Here is a 14993-nt window from a genome sequence, read left to right as displayed (position 1 = left end):
AGATTACTCACGATATGTAAGGAGAGAACGTTATGGCACGTGCAGTTGGAATCGACCTCGGAACCACGAACTCCGTCGTCACAGTCCTCGAAGGCGGCGACCCTAAGGTCATCGCGAACGCGGAAGGCGGTCGCACGACCCCATCCGTCGTTGCTGTCAACAAGAACGGCGACTCCCTGGTCGGCGAAATTGCCAAGCGCCAGGCCGTCACGAACATCAAGAACACCGTCGCTTCGGTCAAGCGCCACATGGGCACCGACTGGTCCACAGAGATCGGCGGCAAGAAGATGTCGGCCCCTGAGGTTTCGGCTCGCATCCTGCAGAAGCTCAAGCACGACGCTGAGGAATACCTGCAGGAAGACGTGACCGACGCAGTCATCACCGTTCCCGCGTACTTCAACGACGCCGAGCGTCAGGCCACGAAGGATGCCGGTGAGATCGCAGGACTCAAGGTCTCGCGCATCATCAACGAGCCGACCGCTGCAGCTCTGGCCTACGGCCTCGAACGCGGCAAGGAAGACGAGACCATTCTGGTCTTCGACCTCGGTGGCGGTACCTTCGACGTCTCCCTGCTGGAAGTCGGCAAGGACGAAGACGACTTCTCCACGATTCAGGTCCGTGCGACCTCGGGCGACAACCGCCTCGGTGGCGACGACTGGGATCAGCGCATCGTCGACTGGCTCGTCGGTGAGGTCAAGAACGGATACGGCGTTGACCTGAGCAAGGACGCGACCGCAATCCAGCGTCTGAAGGAAGCTTCGGAGCAGGCCAAGAAGGAACTCTCCTCGGCCACCAGCACCAACATCTCGCTGCAGTACCTGTCGATGAGCGAGAACGGACCCATCCACCTGGATGAGACCCTGACCCGCGCGAAGTTCGAGGACCTGACCAAGGACCTCCTCGAGCGCACCAAGGCTCCGTTCCACGCAGTCATGAAGGACGCAGGCGTGTCCGTCTCCGAGATCGACCACGTCGTCCTCGTCGGCGGTTCGACCCGTATGCCCGGCGTCTCCGCCGTCGTCACCGAACTCACCGGAGGCAAGGAGCCCAACAAGGGCGTCAACCCCGATGAGGTCGTCGCGATCGGCGCAGCCGTGCAGGCCGGTGTCCTCGTGGGCGAACGCAAGGACGTTCTGCTTATCGATGTCACCCCGCTCTCGCTCGGACTCGAGACCAAGGGCGGCGTGATGACCAAGCTCATCGAGCGCAACACCCCGATCCCGACCAAGCGTTCGGAGACCTTCACCACAGCTGAGGACAACCAGCCCTCCGTGTCGATCCAGGTCTTCCAGGGTGAGCGTGAGTTCACTCGCGACAACAAGAACCTGGGCACCTTCGAGCTGACCGGCATCGCACCGGCTCCCCGCGGCGTGCCGCAGATCGAGGTCGCCTTCGACATCGACGCCAACGGCATCGTGCACGTGTCGGCCACCGACAAGGGCACTGGCACCGAACAGTCGATGACGATCACCGGCGGTTCCGCACTGCCGAAGGAAGACATCGACCGCATGGTCAAGGAAGCCGAAGAGCACGCAGACGAGGACAAAAAGCGCCGTGAGGCCGCTGACACTCGCAACAATGCGGAGAACCTCGCCTACCAGACCGAGAAGCTCATCACCGACAACGAGGACAAGCTGCCCGAAGAGGTCAAGACCGAGATCAACTCGGACGTTGAGGCTCTCAAGGAAGCGCTCAAGGGTGAAGACGACGATGCAGTGAAGACTGCCTACGACAAGCTCGTCGAGAACCAGCAGAAGATCGGTGAAGCCATCTACAGCCAGCAGGGTGGTGCCGAAGGCGCCGCTGGTGAAGAGGCCGCAGCCGGTGCTGATGCAAGCGCTGACGACGACGTCGTCGACGCTGAGGTTGTCGACGAAGAGGACGAGGAGAAGAAGTAATGACTGCCGAGGGCAACGATCCGTCGTCCGAGGAGCCAGGCTTCACCTTCAGCGACAAGCGCCGGATTGATCCGGACACCGGCGAACTACGCCCAGAGGCCGACGCAACGTCGGCCTCGGCGGAGGCTGGCGAAGCCGATGTCGCTAACGACGCCACCGGTGCCGCAGGCGCCGAGGACGTCCAGGGCGCCGAAGATGATCTGGCGGATGCCAGTGACCTCGGCGTCGACATCCCGGCCGACGCTTCGACGTTGAACGACACCGAGGCTGCTCAGGGCGAAGAGGCTGCCGAACCCGCACCGGGAACTGAGGCCGCAGCGCACCTGGCCGACCTCAAGCGCATCAACGCCGAGTACGCCGCCTACCGGATGCGGGCCGATCGCGAACGCGAGCGGGCTGCGACCGGTGGAACGATCAAGGCCGTCGAAGCCCTGATCCCAGTACTCGACGAAGTGCGACTGGCGCAGGAGAACGGCGACGTCACGGGGCCTTTCGAAACCCACGTGAAGAAGCTGGTCGACTCGCTGAACAAGGTCGGCGTCGAGCAGTACGGTGAAGTCGGCGACGAGTTCGATCCGCGACTGCACGAGGCACTCATGCAGCAGCCATCGGACGACGTCGAGACTCCGACCGTCTTCCTGGTCATGCAGCCGGGCTATCGCATGGGTGAGCGCATCATCCGTGCGGCACGCGTCGGCGTGCAGCAGCCGGAAGACTGAGAACCACACCCTCGCCGAGGTGGTCCCACCAACGTGGAACCACCTCGGCGGCGGTCCGGATCACCCGGGATGACAATCCCGGGGTTGCGGATTGTGAGGAGACAATTGAATACACTGATGAAGAAGACACGGAAGGAGGTGCCAGGTGAATACCGGTCCTCAGAATGATTGGTTCGAAAAGGACTTCTACAAGACCCTCGGCGTCTCCAAAGATGCTTCCGATGCAGAGATCAAGAAGGCCTACCGCAAGCTGGCACGCAAGTACCACCCGGACGCCAACCCCGGTGACACCAAGGCTGAAGACAAGTTCAAGGAGCTCGGCCAGGCGCATCAGGTGCTGTCCGACAAGGAATCCCGCGCCCAATATGACCAGGTCCGCGCCATGGGCGGCGGAGCCAGGTTCACCGGTTCCGGTGGTCCCGCAGGTGGAGCCAGCGGCGGATTCGACGACGTATTCTCCGACCTCTTCGGCGGAGGCGGACGGACACGCAGCCGTTCGCCCTACGGCGGAGGCGGGGGAGACGTGCCTCCGGACCTCGCTGACCTCCTCAACGGCTTCGGCGGAGGAGGCTACGGTGGCGGCGGTTTCGGCGGCGGCTATTCGCCTCCGACCAAAGGCGGGGACATCAAGTCCAGCACCACCCTGTCGTTCACGGAGGCCATCAACGGTGCCTCAGTGAAGCTGAATATGCCAGGCGGAAAGCCCCTGACCGTGCGCACGCCGATCGGCGTCAAAGACGGACAGAAGATTCGGCTGGCAGGCAAGGGCAAGACCAGCCCCAACGGCGGCGAGGCCGGTGACGTGATCCTGACGATCAAGGTCAAGCCTCACCCCGTCTTCACCCGTGACGGCGACAACCTGCGGATGGATCTGCCTGTGAGCTTCGACGAAGCCGCACTCGGCGCCGAGGTCAAGGTGCCGACGCTGGATGGAATGCCGGTGACGATGAAGATCGCCCCGGGCACACCATCGGGTCGGACCATGCGGCTGCGCGGCAAGGGTGTGAAATCGAAGAAGGGCACCGGCGACCTGCTGGTGACCGCGGAGATCGTTGTCCCGCAGAACCTGTCGAAGGACGCCAAGGAAGCGGTCGAATCGTTCCGATCGGCGACCGAGAACGAGGACCCGCGCGACGGTCTGCTCGACAAAGCCAGGGCCAGTTGAGGTGGTGAAGCGTGATGCACATATCGACCAGTGCAGCGGTATACGTCATTTCGGTGGCGGCGGACCTCGCAGGAATGCACCCGCAGACGCTGCGGCAGTATGACCGTCTGGGTCTCGTCACCCCCGAGCGCACGGCCGGCAGAGGCCGGCGGTACTCGGGGCGAGACATCGCCAAACTCCGGCTGATTCAGCAGCTCTCTCAGGACGAGGGCGTGAACCTCGTGGGCATCAAGAAGATCATCGACCTGCAGAACCAGGTCGATGCGCTCAAGTCTAGGAACGAGGAGCTGGAGACCGAAGTCAGGTCTCGGATGTCAGCGAAGGAACGCGAAGCTCGTGTTTTCGCAGCCGGCACCGCCGGTGACGTCGTCTCGATTTCGCGTGGCAGGCGGCCCCAGGGCCGCCCCGAGCCGGGTGCGATGGTTCTCTACAACAGGTTCAGACGCCGTTGAGCTGACTTCCTGCAGCCCTCAATCTGGAACGAACAAGGACGAAGGGGACGAATCCGATTGGATTCGCCCCCTTCGTCATGCCCGGATGCTGTCTACGGGTTCAGACCTTAAGATCAGATCGCTGAAGGATCCTCGACGGCCTTCTTGCGACGCATGGTCATGGTGACCGCGGCTCCACCGATGAGGAGGAGAGCAGCTCCGCCGACGAGGCCGGTCAGTTCGGTACCGGTGCGAGGCAGGTCGCCGCCACCGTTTCCGTTGCCGTCATCATCGCCGCCGTTGCCGCCGTCTGCGTTGCCGCCGTTTTCATTGCCATCTTCGTTTCCGTCGCTGCCGCCGGCGTTGGCGTCATCGCTGACGGTGAAGGCTCCGGTGAGCTCTTCGTCGCCGCAGGTGACGGTGACGTCGTAGTCGCCGAGGTAGGCCGATGGGTCATTGGCAGAGGTGCCGTAGACGTTGACGGAGGCATTGCCCTCGTCGTCGGCCTTGACGGTGTTGTCGTAGGCGGTGACGTTCGAGTTGCCCTTGGGGGTGACGAGGTAGTGAACGTCCGAGCCTGGCTCGCAGTTCTCGACTGCCAGGGTGACACCCTTGTTCTCCACGACGAAGTCGGCAGCGTCGATGGTCTCAGGCGAGATGGTCAGCTTGGCGTCAGCCGCTGGAGTGGTGGGCTTGGGCTCTTCGGTCTCGTCTTCGGCGACGGCGAACTGTGCGTAGTTCGAGACCTCTTCGGTCTCTGTGTCGACTGCGGACACCGAGTAGTCGCCTGCTTCCAGGCCGCCTTCGGGTGCCTTGACGGTGGTGCTGATCTTTCCGTCCGCGTCGGCCTTGACCTCTTCCTGGAAGAAGGGCGACTGAGTGTCATTGCCCAGCACGGTCACGGCGCTGTCAGGGGTGAAGCCCTCACCGGTGACCTTGAGGCCGTCCTTTTCGAAGTCTGAGACGGAGATCTTCTCAGTGTTGAGAGAGACCTTCGGGTCGACCGCGGGTGCTTCTGGCTCTTCGGCGTCATCGTCGATGACCTCGACCTGCGAGGCGATCTCTTCGGTCTCTTCGCCACGCTTGATGGTGATCGTGAAGTTGAGTGTGCCCGGATCGATAGCAGCAGGGTCACCGGTGACGTTGTGGATGGTGAACTCGACGGAGTCACCTTCAGCCGTTACCTCTTCGCCGGTGAGGTTGTCCGAGACTACGTCTCCGGCTTCGAGACCAGTGACGGTGACGGTGAAGCCCGGGTCGAGGAGATCGGTCTGTGTGAGCTCTTTCGGTGAAACTGTCACCGAAGCTTCGATGGCCTGAGGCTCGGCGTCCTTGGGATCATCCGACTCGGCTTTGCTCTGCTGGACGTTTGTCTGTCCAAAAGCGTCGGCTGTGGGCGCAGCCATTACTGGGGATGCGGCAAGGCCGGTGATGGCCAGGGCCACTGCGGGGGCGAGTACAAGCTTCTTCATGATGTCCTTCGTTTAAGCAGCTGACGATGATGTCCTACGCAGGTAACAATAATGAAATATTTACAACGAGCATAGTTGTGGTCGTTTTGTTCACACTTGTCGTACAGATCAGTCACAGGCGTCGTTGACCAGTTAGAACAATGGTCGAATTGAACATGGGTGTGGCCCCGACCGAAGCCGGGGCCACACCCATTCGCAGGCTCAGATGATCACCTACGTGAGTTGATCATCTGAGGTGTTCATCAGAAGTCGGTAGGTGACTGTCCGACCGTCTTGCGGCGACCGGTCATGGCGATTGCTGCTCCACCAACGAGGAGGAGCATCGCGCCCGAGGCAAGACCGCCAAGGTCCGCACCGGTACGTGGCAGCTGGCTGCCATCGTTGCCGCCGTTGTCGCTGCCGTCGCTTCCGCCGCCATCTGCACCGGCGGTGACTGTGAACGATTCCTTCATTGAGTCATCGCCGCAGGTTGCGCTGGCGGTGTAGTCGCCGACATACGCTGAAACGTTGTCAGAGGTGCCGAAGACATTGACCGAAGCCTTGCCCTCGTCGTCGGCCTGGACCGTGTTCTCGTACGCGGTGACCTGGATGCCCTTAGGGGTGACTTCGAAGTGCACATCCGCGCCGGGTTCGCAGTCCTCGACGGCCAGGGTGACACCCTTCTTGTCGTTGGCGAAGTCCGCTGCTTCGAGCGTCTTCGGCGAGACCGTGAACGATGCTTCTGCTGGCGCTTCGGGAGTGTCTCCTCCGTCGCCATTGTCACCGTCATCGCCGTCTTCTTTGTCTTCGGCGACAACATTGATGTTGCCGTTCAAGGTCTCCGACTCGGTGCCTTCGCGGTCAATGGTGACCGTGAAGGGAACCTTGCCCTCTTCGAGGTTGTCAGGGTTGCCCTGGTAGTAGAGGTGGAGCTTGTAGTCGCCTTCTGCGTCGGCGGTTTCTGTGTCTCCGGTGAGTGAGTCGGTGATCTTGTCACCCTTCTTCACGCCCGAGACGGTGACGGTGACGCCCTTGTCCTTGTTGGCGAGATCCGCTGCGGTGATCTCCTTGGGATCGACCTTCAGCGAGGCATCGATCGCCTCGACGGCGTCGTCCTCGGTGACAGTGACTTCGACCGCGGCGCTCTTTTCACCAGTCTCATCGTCGATGAAGGTGAGCGAGTACTTGCCGGCTTCGATCGATTCAGGCGCAGTCACAACTCCGCTGACGTTGCCATCCTCGTCGGCGGTGGCCTTGTCTGCCTGAACAGCAGCGCTCTGTGCCGAAACGGCTTCGCCCTGGACGCTGACGGTGCCGCCTGGGCTGAAGCCCTCGCCGGTGAACTTGAGTCCATCCTTCTTGAAGTCCTCGGCCGAGATCTCCTTGGTTGAGAGCGAGACCTTCGGGTCGACTTCGGAGACCTCGTCGACGACGTTGATGTTGCCCTTGAGGGTGACCGACTTTTCGCCATCGCGCGCGATGTCAACAGTGAACGGAACCTTGCCCTCTTCGAGCTCGTCGACCGAGCCCTTGTAATAGATATGCAGTGTGTGATTGCCGTCTTTTTCGGCTGTTTCGGTGTCTCCGGTCAGGGAGTCGGTGATCTTGTCACCCTTCTTCACACCCGAGACGGTAACGGTGACGCCCTTGTCCTTGTTGGCGAGATCCTCAGCGGTGATCTCCTCGGGATCGACCGTGAGCGAGGCATCGATCGGGCCGTCTTCGTCGGCGAACGGCTCGAACTTAACCTGAGTCTGCAAACTCTCCGCCGAAACTCCTTCGCGCTGGACCTTGACGGTGAGGGCCTTCGAGCCTTCGGTGAGGTCTTCGGCATCGCCGTTGTACTTGACGTTGAGAGTTGCGGTCGAACCGGAGGCGGTCGTGGCCGGTGCGCTCAGGCCCGACGTTGAGAGCTTGTCGCCCTTCTCCAGACCGGTGACCGTGACCTTGACGCCCTTGGTGGCGAGGTCTTCGGCCGAGATCGATGAGGTGGCGACCTTCAGCTGAGCGTTGATCTCGTCGGCATCGTCTTTATCGTCGGAGTCGTCCTTCTTCGGCTCGTCATCCTTGGGTGCAGGCTTCTTCGCGTCCTTGGCATCATCGCCGGACTTCTTGTCTGCCTTGTCGTCAGCCTTCTTCTTGTCGGCTGCTTTCTTGGCCGCGGCCTTCTTGTCAGCAGCCTTCTTCTCGGCTGCGTCCTTCTTATCCTGCTCAGCCTTTTCTTTGGCTTCCTTTTCAGCAGCAGCCTTGTCCTCGTCGGCCTTCTTCTGCTCGGCCTCTTCCTTCGCGAGCTTCTCGGCCGCTTCCTTGTCCTTCTTCTCCTGCTCGGCCTTGGCTTCAGCCTTAGCAGAGGCGGACTGGGTGGAGGGGGTCTCGGCGGCGGCGACTGGGGCGGCCACCAGACCTGTGAACGCGAGGGCCACGGCCGGCGCGAGAATGAGCTTCTTCATTGGAGTGCCTTCAATCTAGAGAGTGTGAGGGGGTGCACATCTGAAACTCATACTAGGTTCGAAGGATTCTCTAAACTATTTGCGTAAGTTTTGTTCAGCGGTATTTGCAGTAACACTTTGGTGAACAAAGAGCGCGCAATGAAACACTCCCGTGATGTAACTATTGGGTAACCACCGGTTCAGGTGCCGGTACCGGGCCCCGCCCGCTCTCAGGCTGGCCGGACCCCTACCCTCAGACCGGCCAGGCCTCGGCGCGGATCTGCTTGCGCTGCTCCACGGTGGGCACGCGAACCGTCAGCGCCGCAGGCATGACCTCCATCGCCAGATACCCCGACTGGCCGATCGGATCTCCATCCAGCTGCACATCGAGTTCCTCACCGGATTCGATGACGACCTTCTGGCACTTGCGAATGTCCGTGTGCAGACCCTTCGAAGTCTTCCGGCCCAGCACGGAGGCAAGGACGCCCACCCACTGGCCCAGATTCTTCGGGCTGACGATGAGGACATCGAGCATCCCGTCATCGATGACAGCCTGAGGCAGCAGCTGAATGCCGCCCTGCAGCTTCCCGCAATTGCCGCCGAGGACCGACCGCACGCGTGCCGAGACCCGATAGTCGTCGTCGAAGGTCACCTTCACATGGCTGGGACGACCGACGAGCTTCCGGGACCCGGCCTCGACATAGGCCAACCAGCCCAGGCGGGACTTGAGGTCGGAATTGGTATCGGCCATGACCGCCGCATCGAAGCCGAGTCCCGTCATTACGGTGAATACGTGAGTGTCCCCATCCTCGGCGGTCTTCGCGGTACCGACGTCGATCTTCCGGTTGCGGCCCCACAACGCGATGCGAAGCGCCCACTCGGTCTTGTCGAGGACGATGTCGAGGTTGCGCGACAGCAGATTCCCCGTCCCCAGCGGAACGATCCCCATCGGTGTCTCTGACCCGGCCAGCGCCGAGGCGACGGCGCGGACCGTGCCGTCACCGCCGGCAGCGATGACGACGTCGACCCCCTCGTCGAGTGCGCGAGAGGTGGCTCCCTCACCCGAATCCTCGGGGGTGGTCTCGATGACCAACGGCGGGTTCCAGCCCTCGAAACGGCAGATCGCCTCGGCGGTCGAGGACAGTCTGCTGACATCGGCTTTGGTCGGGTTGATGACGAGAGCGGCCCGGTAGCGGGTAGAGAGCTCGTTCTCAGGCGACTCAGCGTCAGCGCCGCGGGCATACTGTCGAACTCGGCTCAGAGCACGACGCGTGCCGATGCGGTGGCCGACGAAGAACGCGACGATCAGCACAATGATGATGCCGGCGACGACGAGCCACGTCATCATGGGGTCCAAAGCAATGGTCATGCCCCAAATTTACAGTGCCCAACTTGGGTACGAGCTGGTCACCCACCTCTGGCGCGCCGCTGACCCTCCCACGAGCCCGCCGAATGTCGAAAAGACTCCCATACCGTTAAGCTGAGAGGGTGATCGATCTAGCGCTCCTCAGAGAAAACCCGGACCTGTTCAAGGCATCGCAGGAGGCCCGCGGCTCGTCCGTGGACCTCGTCGACGAAGTCCTGGCTGCGGATTCCGCACGCCGTTCTGCCATCACCGCGTTCGAGGACGCACGCGCAGATCAGAAGTCCTTCTCCTCTCAGATTGCAAAGGCGCCCAAGGACGAGAAGCCTGCTCTTATCGCCGCAGGCAAAGAGAAGTCGGCCAAGGTCAAGGCGCTGCAGGCCGAGTCAGAGGAAGCCACCTTCGCGTTCGACAAACTCGCGGCCAAACTCCCGAACCTCATCGTCGAGGGAATCCCCTCCGGCGGCGAGGAGAACTTCGTGACCCTCAAGACCGTGGGCGAGCCCCGCGACTTCAGCACCGACGGCTTCGAGCCTGCCGACCACCTCGAGATCGGTGAAACGCTCAAAGCCATCGACACGACCCGGGGTACCAAGGTCGCAGGTTCGCGCTTCCACTACCTCACCGGATTCGGTGCCAAGCTGGAGATGGCCCTGCTCAACCTGGCCCGCGATGTGGCTGAGGAAGCCGGGTTCATCCCGACCATCACGCCCACTCTGGTCAAGCCCGAGGTCATGCGCGGCACCGGCTTCCTCGGCGAGCACGCCGACGAGGTCTACCGTCTCGAAGCCGATGACCTGTTCCTTGTCGGCACCTCCGAAGTGCCTCTGGCCGGACTCCACATGGACGAGATCATCGATCTGAGCGACGGTCCGCTGCGCTACGCCGGAATCTCCTCCTGCTACCGCCGCGAAGCCGGTTCCTACGGCAAAGACACCCGCGGAATCATCCGCGTCCACCAGTTCCAGAAGGTCGAGATGTTCGCCTACGTCGAGGTCGAAGACGCCGAGGCTGAGCACGAGCGCATGCTGTCCCTGCAGGAGAAGATGCTGGGCCTGTGCGAACTGCCCTACCGCGTCATCGACACGGCAGCCGGTGACCTCGGTGACTCCGCAGCACGCAAGTTCGACTGCGAAGCCTGGGTCCCGACGCAGGGCACCTACCGGGAACTGACCTCGACCTCGAACTGCACGACCTTCCAGGCACGCCGCCTGCAGGTCCGCGAACGCTATGACGGAGCCACCCGCCCCGTCGCCACGCTCAACGGAACCATGGCCAACACCCGCTGGCTCGTCCCGATCCTGGAAAACCACCAGCAGGCCGACGGCTCGGTCACGGTTCCCGCGGCACTGCGCCCCTACCTCGGCGGCATGACCGCCCAGGGACCAGAGGGCCCGCGTTACTGAAGCCACGATCCTCAAGCTTGGAGAGAAATTGCCCGAACACCTCATCGCGCTCGACATCGACGGCACCGTCGTCAACTACGATGGCTCCCTGTCCGAACCCGTCCGTCAGGTGCTGACACAGCTTGCCGACGCCGGTCACCATCTGGTCATCTCCACTGGACGGGCGCTGCCCGGAGCACTTGAGGTCGTGCACGCGCTCGGCCTCAAGGAAGGGTTCGTCGTCTGCTCGAACGGCTCCGTCGTCGTCAAGCTCGAACCGGCCGCTCCGCTGGGGTGGGAGATGCACCATGTGGTGTCCTTCGATCCCAGGGACGCGCTGGAGAAGATGCACGAGGCGCTGCCCAGCGCACTGTTCCTCGTCGAGGACCCGGATCTGCACCGGTGGGCTTCGGGACCGTTCCCCATGGGTGAGCTCGCGGAATCGGACACGCTCGACATCGTCGACTTCGAGCAGCTCCTGGAGAAGCGGGCCACTCGCATCGTGATGCGTGAGGTCAACGGCACTGCGGAGGAATTCGCCGAGGCGGTCGACCGTCTCGGACTCCACGAAGTCAGCTATTCGGTGGGCTGGAGCAACTGGCTCGACATCGCCCCCGACGGTGTCTCGAAGGCCAGCGGTCTCGAACTCGTCGAATCCGAACTTGGAATCGACCATGAGCTGACGATCGGCGCCGGTGACGGACTCAATGACATCGAAATGATCGAATGGGTCCACCACGGGATCGTCATGGGCCAGTCGAAGGACGTGCTCAAGCAGCATGCCTCAGTCGTGACGGAGTCTGTCGACGACGACGGCCTGGCTGTTGCTCTCGTTGACTATTTCGACCTTGATCGCACTGTGCTCTCGCTCAGCGGTTCCCGCGCCACCCACGGCTGAGACTCAGCGACCGCTCCTGTCGACGCGGCATTGCGACCGCGTACTTCGCTAAACATCGGTGACGTCACTAATATCGGGCGGCGCCGCCCGGTATTAGTGACGTCGGGTATTTTTAGGGGCGTCCTGTGCGGGCGTCGAGCACTGCGTTCAGGTAGCGGGCGACGCCGTCCTCATCGACTGAGTCGGTGACGGTGGCCGCGCAGTCCTTGACCGACCGCAGTGCATTGCCCATGGCCACACCGTGACCCGCCCACGTCAGCATCTCAATGTCGTTGGGCATGTCCCCGAACGCCATCACCTGCTCGCGTGCCACGCCGAGGTGCTTGCACAGCTCCTCGAGCGTCTTCGCCTTCGTCACCCCAGCCGGAGCCAGTTCGACGAGACCGTTGACCGGGTCGGAGAAAGACGCGTGGCAGTCCGCGGCGACAAGCGGGTCGAGCAGATCATGGAGTGCTTCCGAATCATCGGAGCCGATGCTCACGAGGATCTTCACGACGTCACGCGTAGCCAGTTCCGACAGGTCGTCCATGACATGGGCCCGGCGCGGATTGCGTGAGATGAAGTTCTTGTCGACGAGGCCGCCGGTCAGTGTTTCGAACGCGAAGTGCGCCTCCGGGTGGGAGGCTGTGATCGCGGCGATGATCTTCTCCACCTCGCTGAACTCGATGGTGTGAGCCGACACCACACTCGCCGAGGCGATGTCATAGACGACTGCCCCATTGAGGCAGATGACGCGGCCGAGGTCGGGGATCTGTTCCGCGATCGCCTCCAGCCATCTGATCGGTCTGCCGGTGACGAGGACGAAGGGGATGCCCATGTCCTGGCAGCGGTGGATGGCGTCGATGGTGGCCGTGGAGATGGGTTTCCAATCGAGGAGGAGCGTGCCGTCGATATCGCTGGCTACCATGCCCAGGTCAAAGTCCTCTGGCGGTGTCATGATTGCCCCAGTCCGTCCAGGTTCTCCTGGGCGCGTTCGAGCAGCTGTGCGGCATCGGAGATGAATCGTTCGGTCGCCTTGGCACTCGGTTCGATCGGTCTGCCGGCGATGATTTCGGTGCGGGCCATCGAGGCCGCCAGCACCGCCTCGGCGACCTTCGATGAGGCCTTGGTCAGCAGTTCGGGGGTGTCACCGACAATGTTGCGGGTGTGGCTGGGAACGACCTGACCGGTGACCGGATGGTGGGTGTGCAGCCACGCGGTGACCTCGTCGACGACGGGCACCAAATCGTTGAGGCGCTGCGTCCCATCGATGATCGTGTTCGCGTCGGCGGAGGTGCCCTGCCCGTCGCTGGGCAGCTTATGAATGGCCACCGAGGTGGTGTAGTAGCGGTCGACGGCGCGGATGAACCTGTCGTGGTTGTGCCGCCAGAGTCCGGTGCCGAACTGTTGGTCAGGGCCCTTGCGCGGCGCGGAGGCTCCAGGTTTTCGCAGACCAGAGAAGATGTTCTTCACAGGTAGTTGCCTGGGCGAGGATCGTCGGAATCGTCGTGCTTCTGCTCGTTCTCGGCTGAGCCGGGAGCCGCGCCGGGTGGCACCATTCCCGGTGGCAGCTGGCCATGGCCCGCGATTCCCTGTTGTGCCATGGCCTGCTGCGCCATGATCGCGGTCTGGATGCCGTGGAAGAGTCCCTCCAGCCAGCCGACCAGCTGGGCCTGAGCGATGCGCAGTTCGGAGTTCGTCGGAGGTCCATCACTCGTGTCGAAGGGCAGGTCAAGGCGTTCGAGTTCGTCGATGAGGTCCTTGGAGAGCCCATCTTCGAGCTCGTCGATCGACCGGCGGTGGATCTTGGCCAGGCGTTCGCGGCCCTTCTCATCCAGATCGGTGCTGCGGACCTCTTCGAGGAGCTGCTTGACCATGGTCCCGATCCGCATCACCTTCGCCGGAGAGGACACATCGACCTGAGACGAGGACTCTGCGACGGAGTCACCGGCAGAACCAGTCGACTGAGTACTGGGGTCTGTCGACTGGGCGGCGGGGCTCACCGCCTGGTCGGGGGAGTCCCCTTGCTGATCGGACGCACTCTCGGACTGATCGGGATTGCTGATCATGATCGGATACCTTCCTCCTGCGCTGGGGCTCAGACGTGCTGGGCCCCAGCCTCAACGAAGCTCAGACGCTCTGTGCTGACTTCGCGGCCTGTGCTGACTCGTCGGCGATGAGCAGCACCTTCCCGATGCTCGTGCCCTCTTCCAGCGCGGTGTGGGCCTTAGGGGCCTCGGACAAGGGCATCGTCTCATGGATGATCGGGCGGATGTCACCGGAGATGACAGCCGGCCACAACTGGGCGGCCACCTCGGCGACGATCTCGATCTTCTGTTCTTTGGGACGTGCTCGCAGCGTCGTTCCCGCCACCGACTTGCGCGGCTGCATGAGGGAGGCGATGCTCAGCTCGGCCTTCGCCCCGCCCTGCATGCCGATGATGACGAGACGTCCATCGGTGCCCAGGGCCTTGACGTTGGGCTTCAGATACTTCGCACCGATGATGTCGAGGATGACGTCGGCGCCGGTGGACCCGTCGGGGCGCACGCAGATCTCGTGGACCCGTTCGACGAAGTCCTCTTCGCGGTAGTTGATGACGGCATCAGCACCGAGCTCGCGGCAGAATTCGGCCTTGCGCTCAGATCCGACGGTGACGACGATCTTCACGCCGAGGTGCCTGGCGATCTGGATTGCGGCCGTGCCGATGCCCGATCCGCCACCGTGGACGAGCAGCCATTCCCCGGCCTGGATGTTCGCGTTGCCGACGATGTTGGAATGCACTGTCGACAGAACCTCGGGCAAGCCCGCAGCTTCGGTGAGATCGAGGCTGTCAGGAACGGGCAGGAGCTGACCTGCGGGGACGGGCACTGACTCGGCGTAACCGCCGCCGGAGAGCAGTGCCGCAACACGGTCGCCGACCTTCCATCCGGTGACCTCGGAGCCGAGCTCAGCGATCGTTCCCGAGACCTCGAGGCCCGGGACCAGCGTGGCACCGGCCGGTGGGTCGTAGAATCCCTGACGCTGCAGAAGATCTGCGCGGTTGACGCCGGCAGCGTGGACGGTGACGAGGACTTCGTCGGCTGCGATGTCCGGCGTCGGCTCCTCGGTGATCTGGAGTACGTCAGGGCCACCTGGTTCAGAAATCGTGATTGCTCGCATGATTCCACTCTAGTGGTTTGCCCGACGATCGACCCGGGCCGCTTTGAGCTGCAAGACAGCGCTGAGTCTCGAGGCCTTCAGGCAAACAGCTCGAGGCCCTCAGCCGAAGCGCCTCA

At 62.7% G+C, this 14993-nt stretch carries 13 protein-coding genes; 6 read left to right on the top strand and 7 right to left on the bottom strand.

The window, feature by feature from the left end:
• Nucleotides 1-32: 32 nt before the first annotated feature.
• From dnaK to LQ788_RS17400, 4 genes are all read left to right on the top strand, one after another.
• Nucleotides 33-1898: a molecular chaperone DnaK gene (dnaK, locus tag LQ788_RS17415; RefSeq protein WP_231443159.1), complete on the top strand. Its 1866-nt coding sequence runs from the start codon at nucleotides 33-35 to the stop codon at nucleotides 1896-1898.
• Nucleotides 1898-2617, top strand: coding sequence for a nucleotide exchange factor GrpE (locus LQ788_RS17410; protein ID WP_231443157.1), 720 nt, complete (start codon nucleotides 1898-1900; stop codon nucleotides 2615-2617). Before dnaK ends, LQ788_RS17410 begins: the two co-directional genes overlap by 1 nt.
• Before the next feature lie 145 nt (nucleotides 2618-2762).
• Nucleotides 2763-3782 (top strand): DnaJ C-terminal domain-containing protein, encoded by a 1020-nt coding sequence (locus LQ788_RS17405; protein ID WP_231443155.1) that lies wholly within the window; start codon nucleotides 2763-2765, stop codon nucleotides 3780-3782.
• Between the two features lie 14 nt (nucleotides 3783-3796).
• Nucleotides 3797-4234 (top strand): heat shock protein transcriptional repressor HspR, encoded by a 438-nt coding sequence (locus LQ788_RS17400; RefSeq protein ID WP_231447473.1) that lies wholly within the window; start codon nucleotides 3797-3799, stop codon nucleotides 4232-4234.
• A 113-nt stretch (nucleotides 4235-4347) separates the two neighbouring features.
• Here the strand turns inward: LQ788_RS17400 and LQ788_RS17395 are convergent, their stop codons facing one another.
• From LQ788_RS17395 to LQ788_RS17385, 3 genes are all read right to left on the bottom strand, one after another.
• Complete coding sequence (locus LQ788_RS17395; RefSeq protein ID WP_231443153.1) at nucleotides 4348-5685, bottom strand: hypothetical protein; 1338 nt, start codon at nucleotides 5683-5685, stop codon at nucleotides 4348-4350.
• A 242-nt stretch (nucleotides 5686-5927) separates the two neighbouring features.
• Nucleotides 5928-8114 carry a hypothetical protein gene (locus tag LQ788_RS17390; RefSeq protein ID WP_231443151.1) on the bottom strand — a complete coding sequence of 729 codons (2187 nt, stop codon included), beginning with the start codon at nucleotides 8112-8114 and terminating at the stop codon, nucleotides 5928-5930.
• Nucleotides 8115-8346: 232 nt separating this feature from the next.
• Nucleotides 8347-9462, bottom strand: coding sequence for a diacylglycerol/lipid kinase family protein (locus LQ788_RS17385; protein ID WP_231443149.1), 1116 nt, complete (start codon nucleotides 9460-9462; stop codon nucleotides 8347-8349).
• A 119-nt stretch (nucleotides 9463-9581) separates the two neighbouring features.
• Between LQ788_RS17385 and serS the strand changes: the two genes are divergently transcribed.
• Nucleotides 9582-10862 (top strand): serine--tRNA ligase, encoded by a 1281-nt coding sequence (gene serS / locus LQ788_RS17380; RefSeq protein ID WP_231443147.1) that lies wholly within the window; start codon nucleotides 9582-9584, stop codon nucleotides 10860-10862.
• A gap of 28 nt (nucleotides 10863-10890) precedes the next feature.
• A complete protein-coding gene (locus LQ788_RS17375) occupies nucleotides 10891-11739 on the top strand; it encodes an HAD family hydrolase (protein WP_231443144.1) in 849 nt (282 codons plus the stop codon).
• Nucleotides 11740-11851: 112 nt separating this feature from the next.
• Here LQ788_RS17375 and LQ788_RS17370 read toward each other — a convergent pair whose 3' ends face one another.
• The 4 genes from LQ788_RS17370 to LQ788_RS17355 form a co-directional block, all read right to left on the bottom strand.
• Nucleotides 11852-12676: an HAD family hydrolase gene (locus LQ788_RS17370; RefSeq protein ID WP_231443143.1), complete on the bottom strand. Its 825-nt coding sequence runs from the start codon at nucleotides 12674-12676 to the stop codon at nucleotides 11852-11854.
• Nucleotides 12673-13191 carry a hypothetical protein gene (locus LQ788_RS17365; protein WP_231443141.1) on the bottom strand — a complete coding sequence of 173 codons (519 nt, stop codon included), beginning with the start codon at nucleotides 13189-13191 and terminating at the stop codon, nucleotides 12673-12675. The genes LQ788_RS17370 and LQ788_RS17365 overlap by 4 nt, the downstream gene beginning before the upstream one ends.
• Nucleotides 13188-13787 (bottom strand): proteasome activator, encoded by a 600-nt coding sequence (locus tag LQ788_RS17360; protein ID WP_231443139.1) that lies wholly within the window; start codon nucleotides 13785-13787, stop codon nucleotides 13188-13190. Before LQ788_RS17360 ends, LQ788_RS17365 begins: the two co-directional genes overlap by 4 nt.
• A gap of 61 nt (nucleotides 13788-13848) precedes the next feature.
• Nucleotides 13849-14877, bottom strand: coding sequence for an NAD(P)H-quinone oxidoreductase (locus tag LQ788_RS17355; protein ID WP_231443137.1), 1029 nt, complete (start codon nucleotides 14875-14877; stop codon nucleotides 13849-13851).
• Between the last annotated feature and the right edge of the window lie 116 nt (nucleotides 14878-14993).

Source organism: Brevibacterium zhoupengii, from assembly GCF_021117425.1.
GTDB lineage: Bacteria > Actinomycetota > Actinomycetes > Actinomycetales > Brevibacteriaceae > Brevibacterium > Brevibacterium zhoupengii.
Note: the sequence above shows the minus strand (reverse complement) of the source record. Positions and strands in the feature narration are given on the sequence as shown.

Bases quoted from the DNA above. Each gene is read 5' to 3' on its own strand.
- LQ788_RS17390 (WP_231443151.1), bottom strand. From the start codon at position 8,114: ATGAAGAAGCTCATTCTCGCGCCGGCCGTGGCCCTCGCGTTCACAGGT.
- LQ788_RS17410 (WP_231443157.1), top strand. From the start codon at position 1,898: ATGACTGCCGAGGGCAACGATCCGTCGTCCGAGGAGCCAGGCTTCACC.
- LQ788_RS17395 (WP_231443153.1), bottom strand. From the start codon at position 5,685: ATGAAGAAGCTTGTACTCGCCCCCGCAGTGGCCCTGGCCATCACCGGC.
- LQ788_RS17385 (WP_231443149.1), bottom strand. From the start codon at position 9,462: ATGACCATTGCTTTGGACCCCATGATGACGTGGCTCGTCGTCGCCGGC.
- LQ788_RS17370 (WP_231443143.1), bottom strand. From the start codon at position 12,676: ATGACACCGCCAGAGGACTTTGACCTGGGCATGGTAGCCAGCGATATC.
- LQ788_RS17360 (WP_231443139.1), bottom strand. From the start codon at position 13,787: ATGATCAGCAATCCCGATCAGTCCGAGAGTGCGTCCGATCAGCAAGGG.
- LQ788_RS17355 (WP_231443137.1), bottom strand. From the start codon at position 14,877: ATGCGAGCAATCACGATTTCTGAACCAGGTGGCCCTGACGTACTCCAG.
- dnaK (WP_231443159.1), top strand. From the start codon at position 33: ATGGCACGTGCAGTTGGAATCGACCTCGGAACCACGAACTCCGTCGTC.
- LQ788_RS17400 (WP_231447473.1), top strand. From the start codon at position 3,797: ATGCACATATCGACCAGTGCAGCGGTATACGTCATTTCGGTGGCGGCG.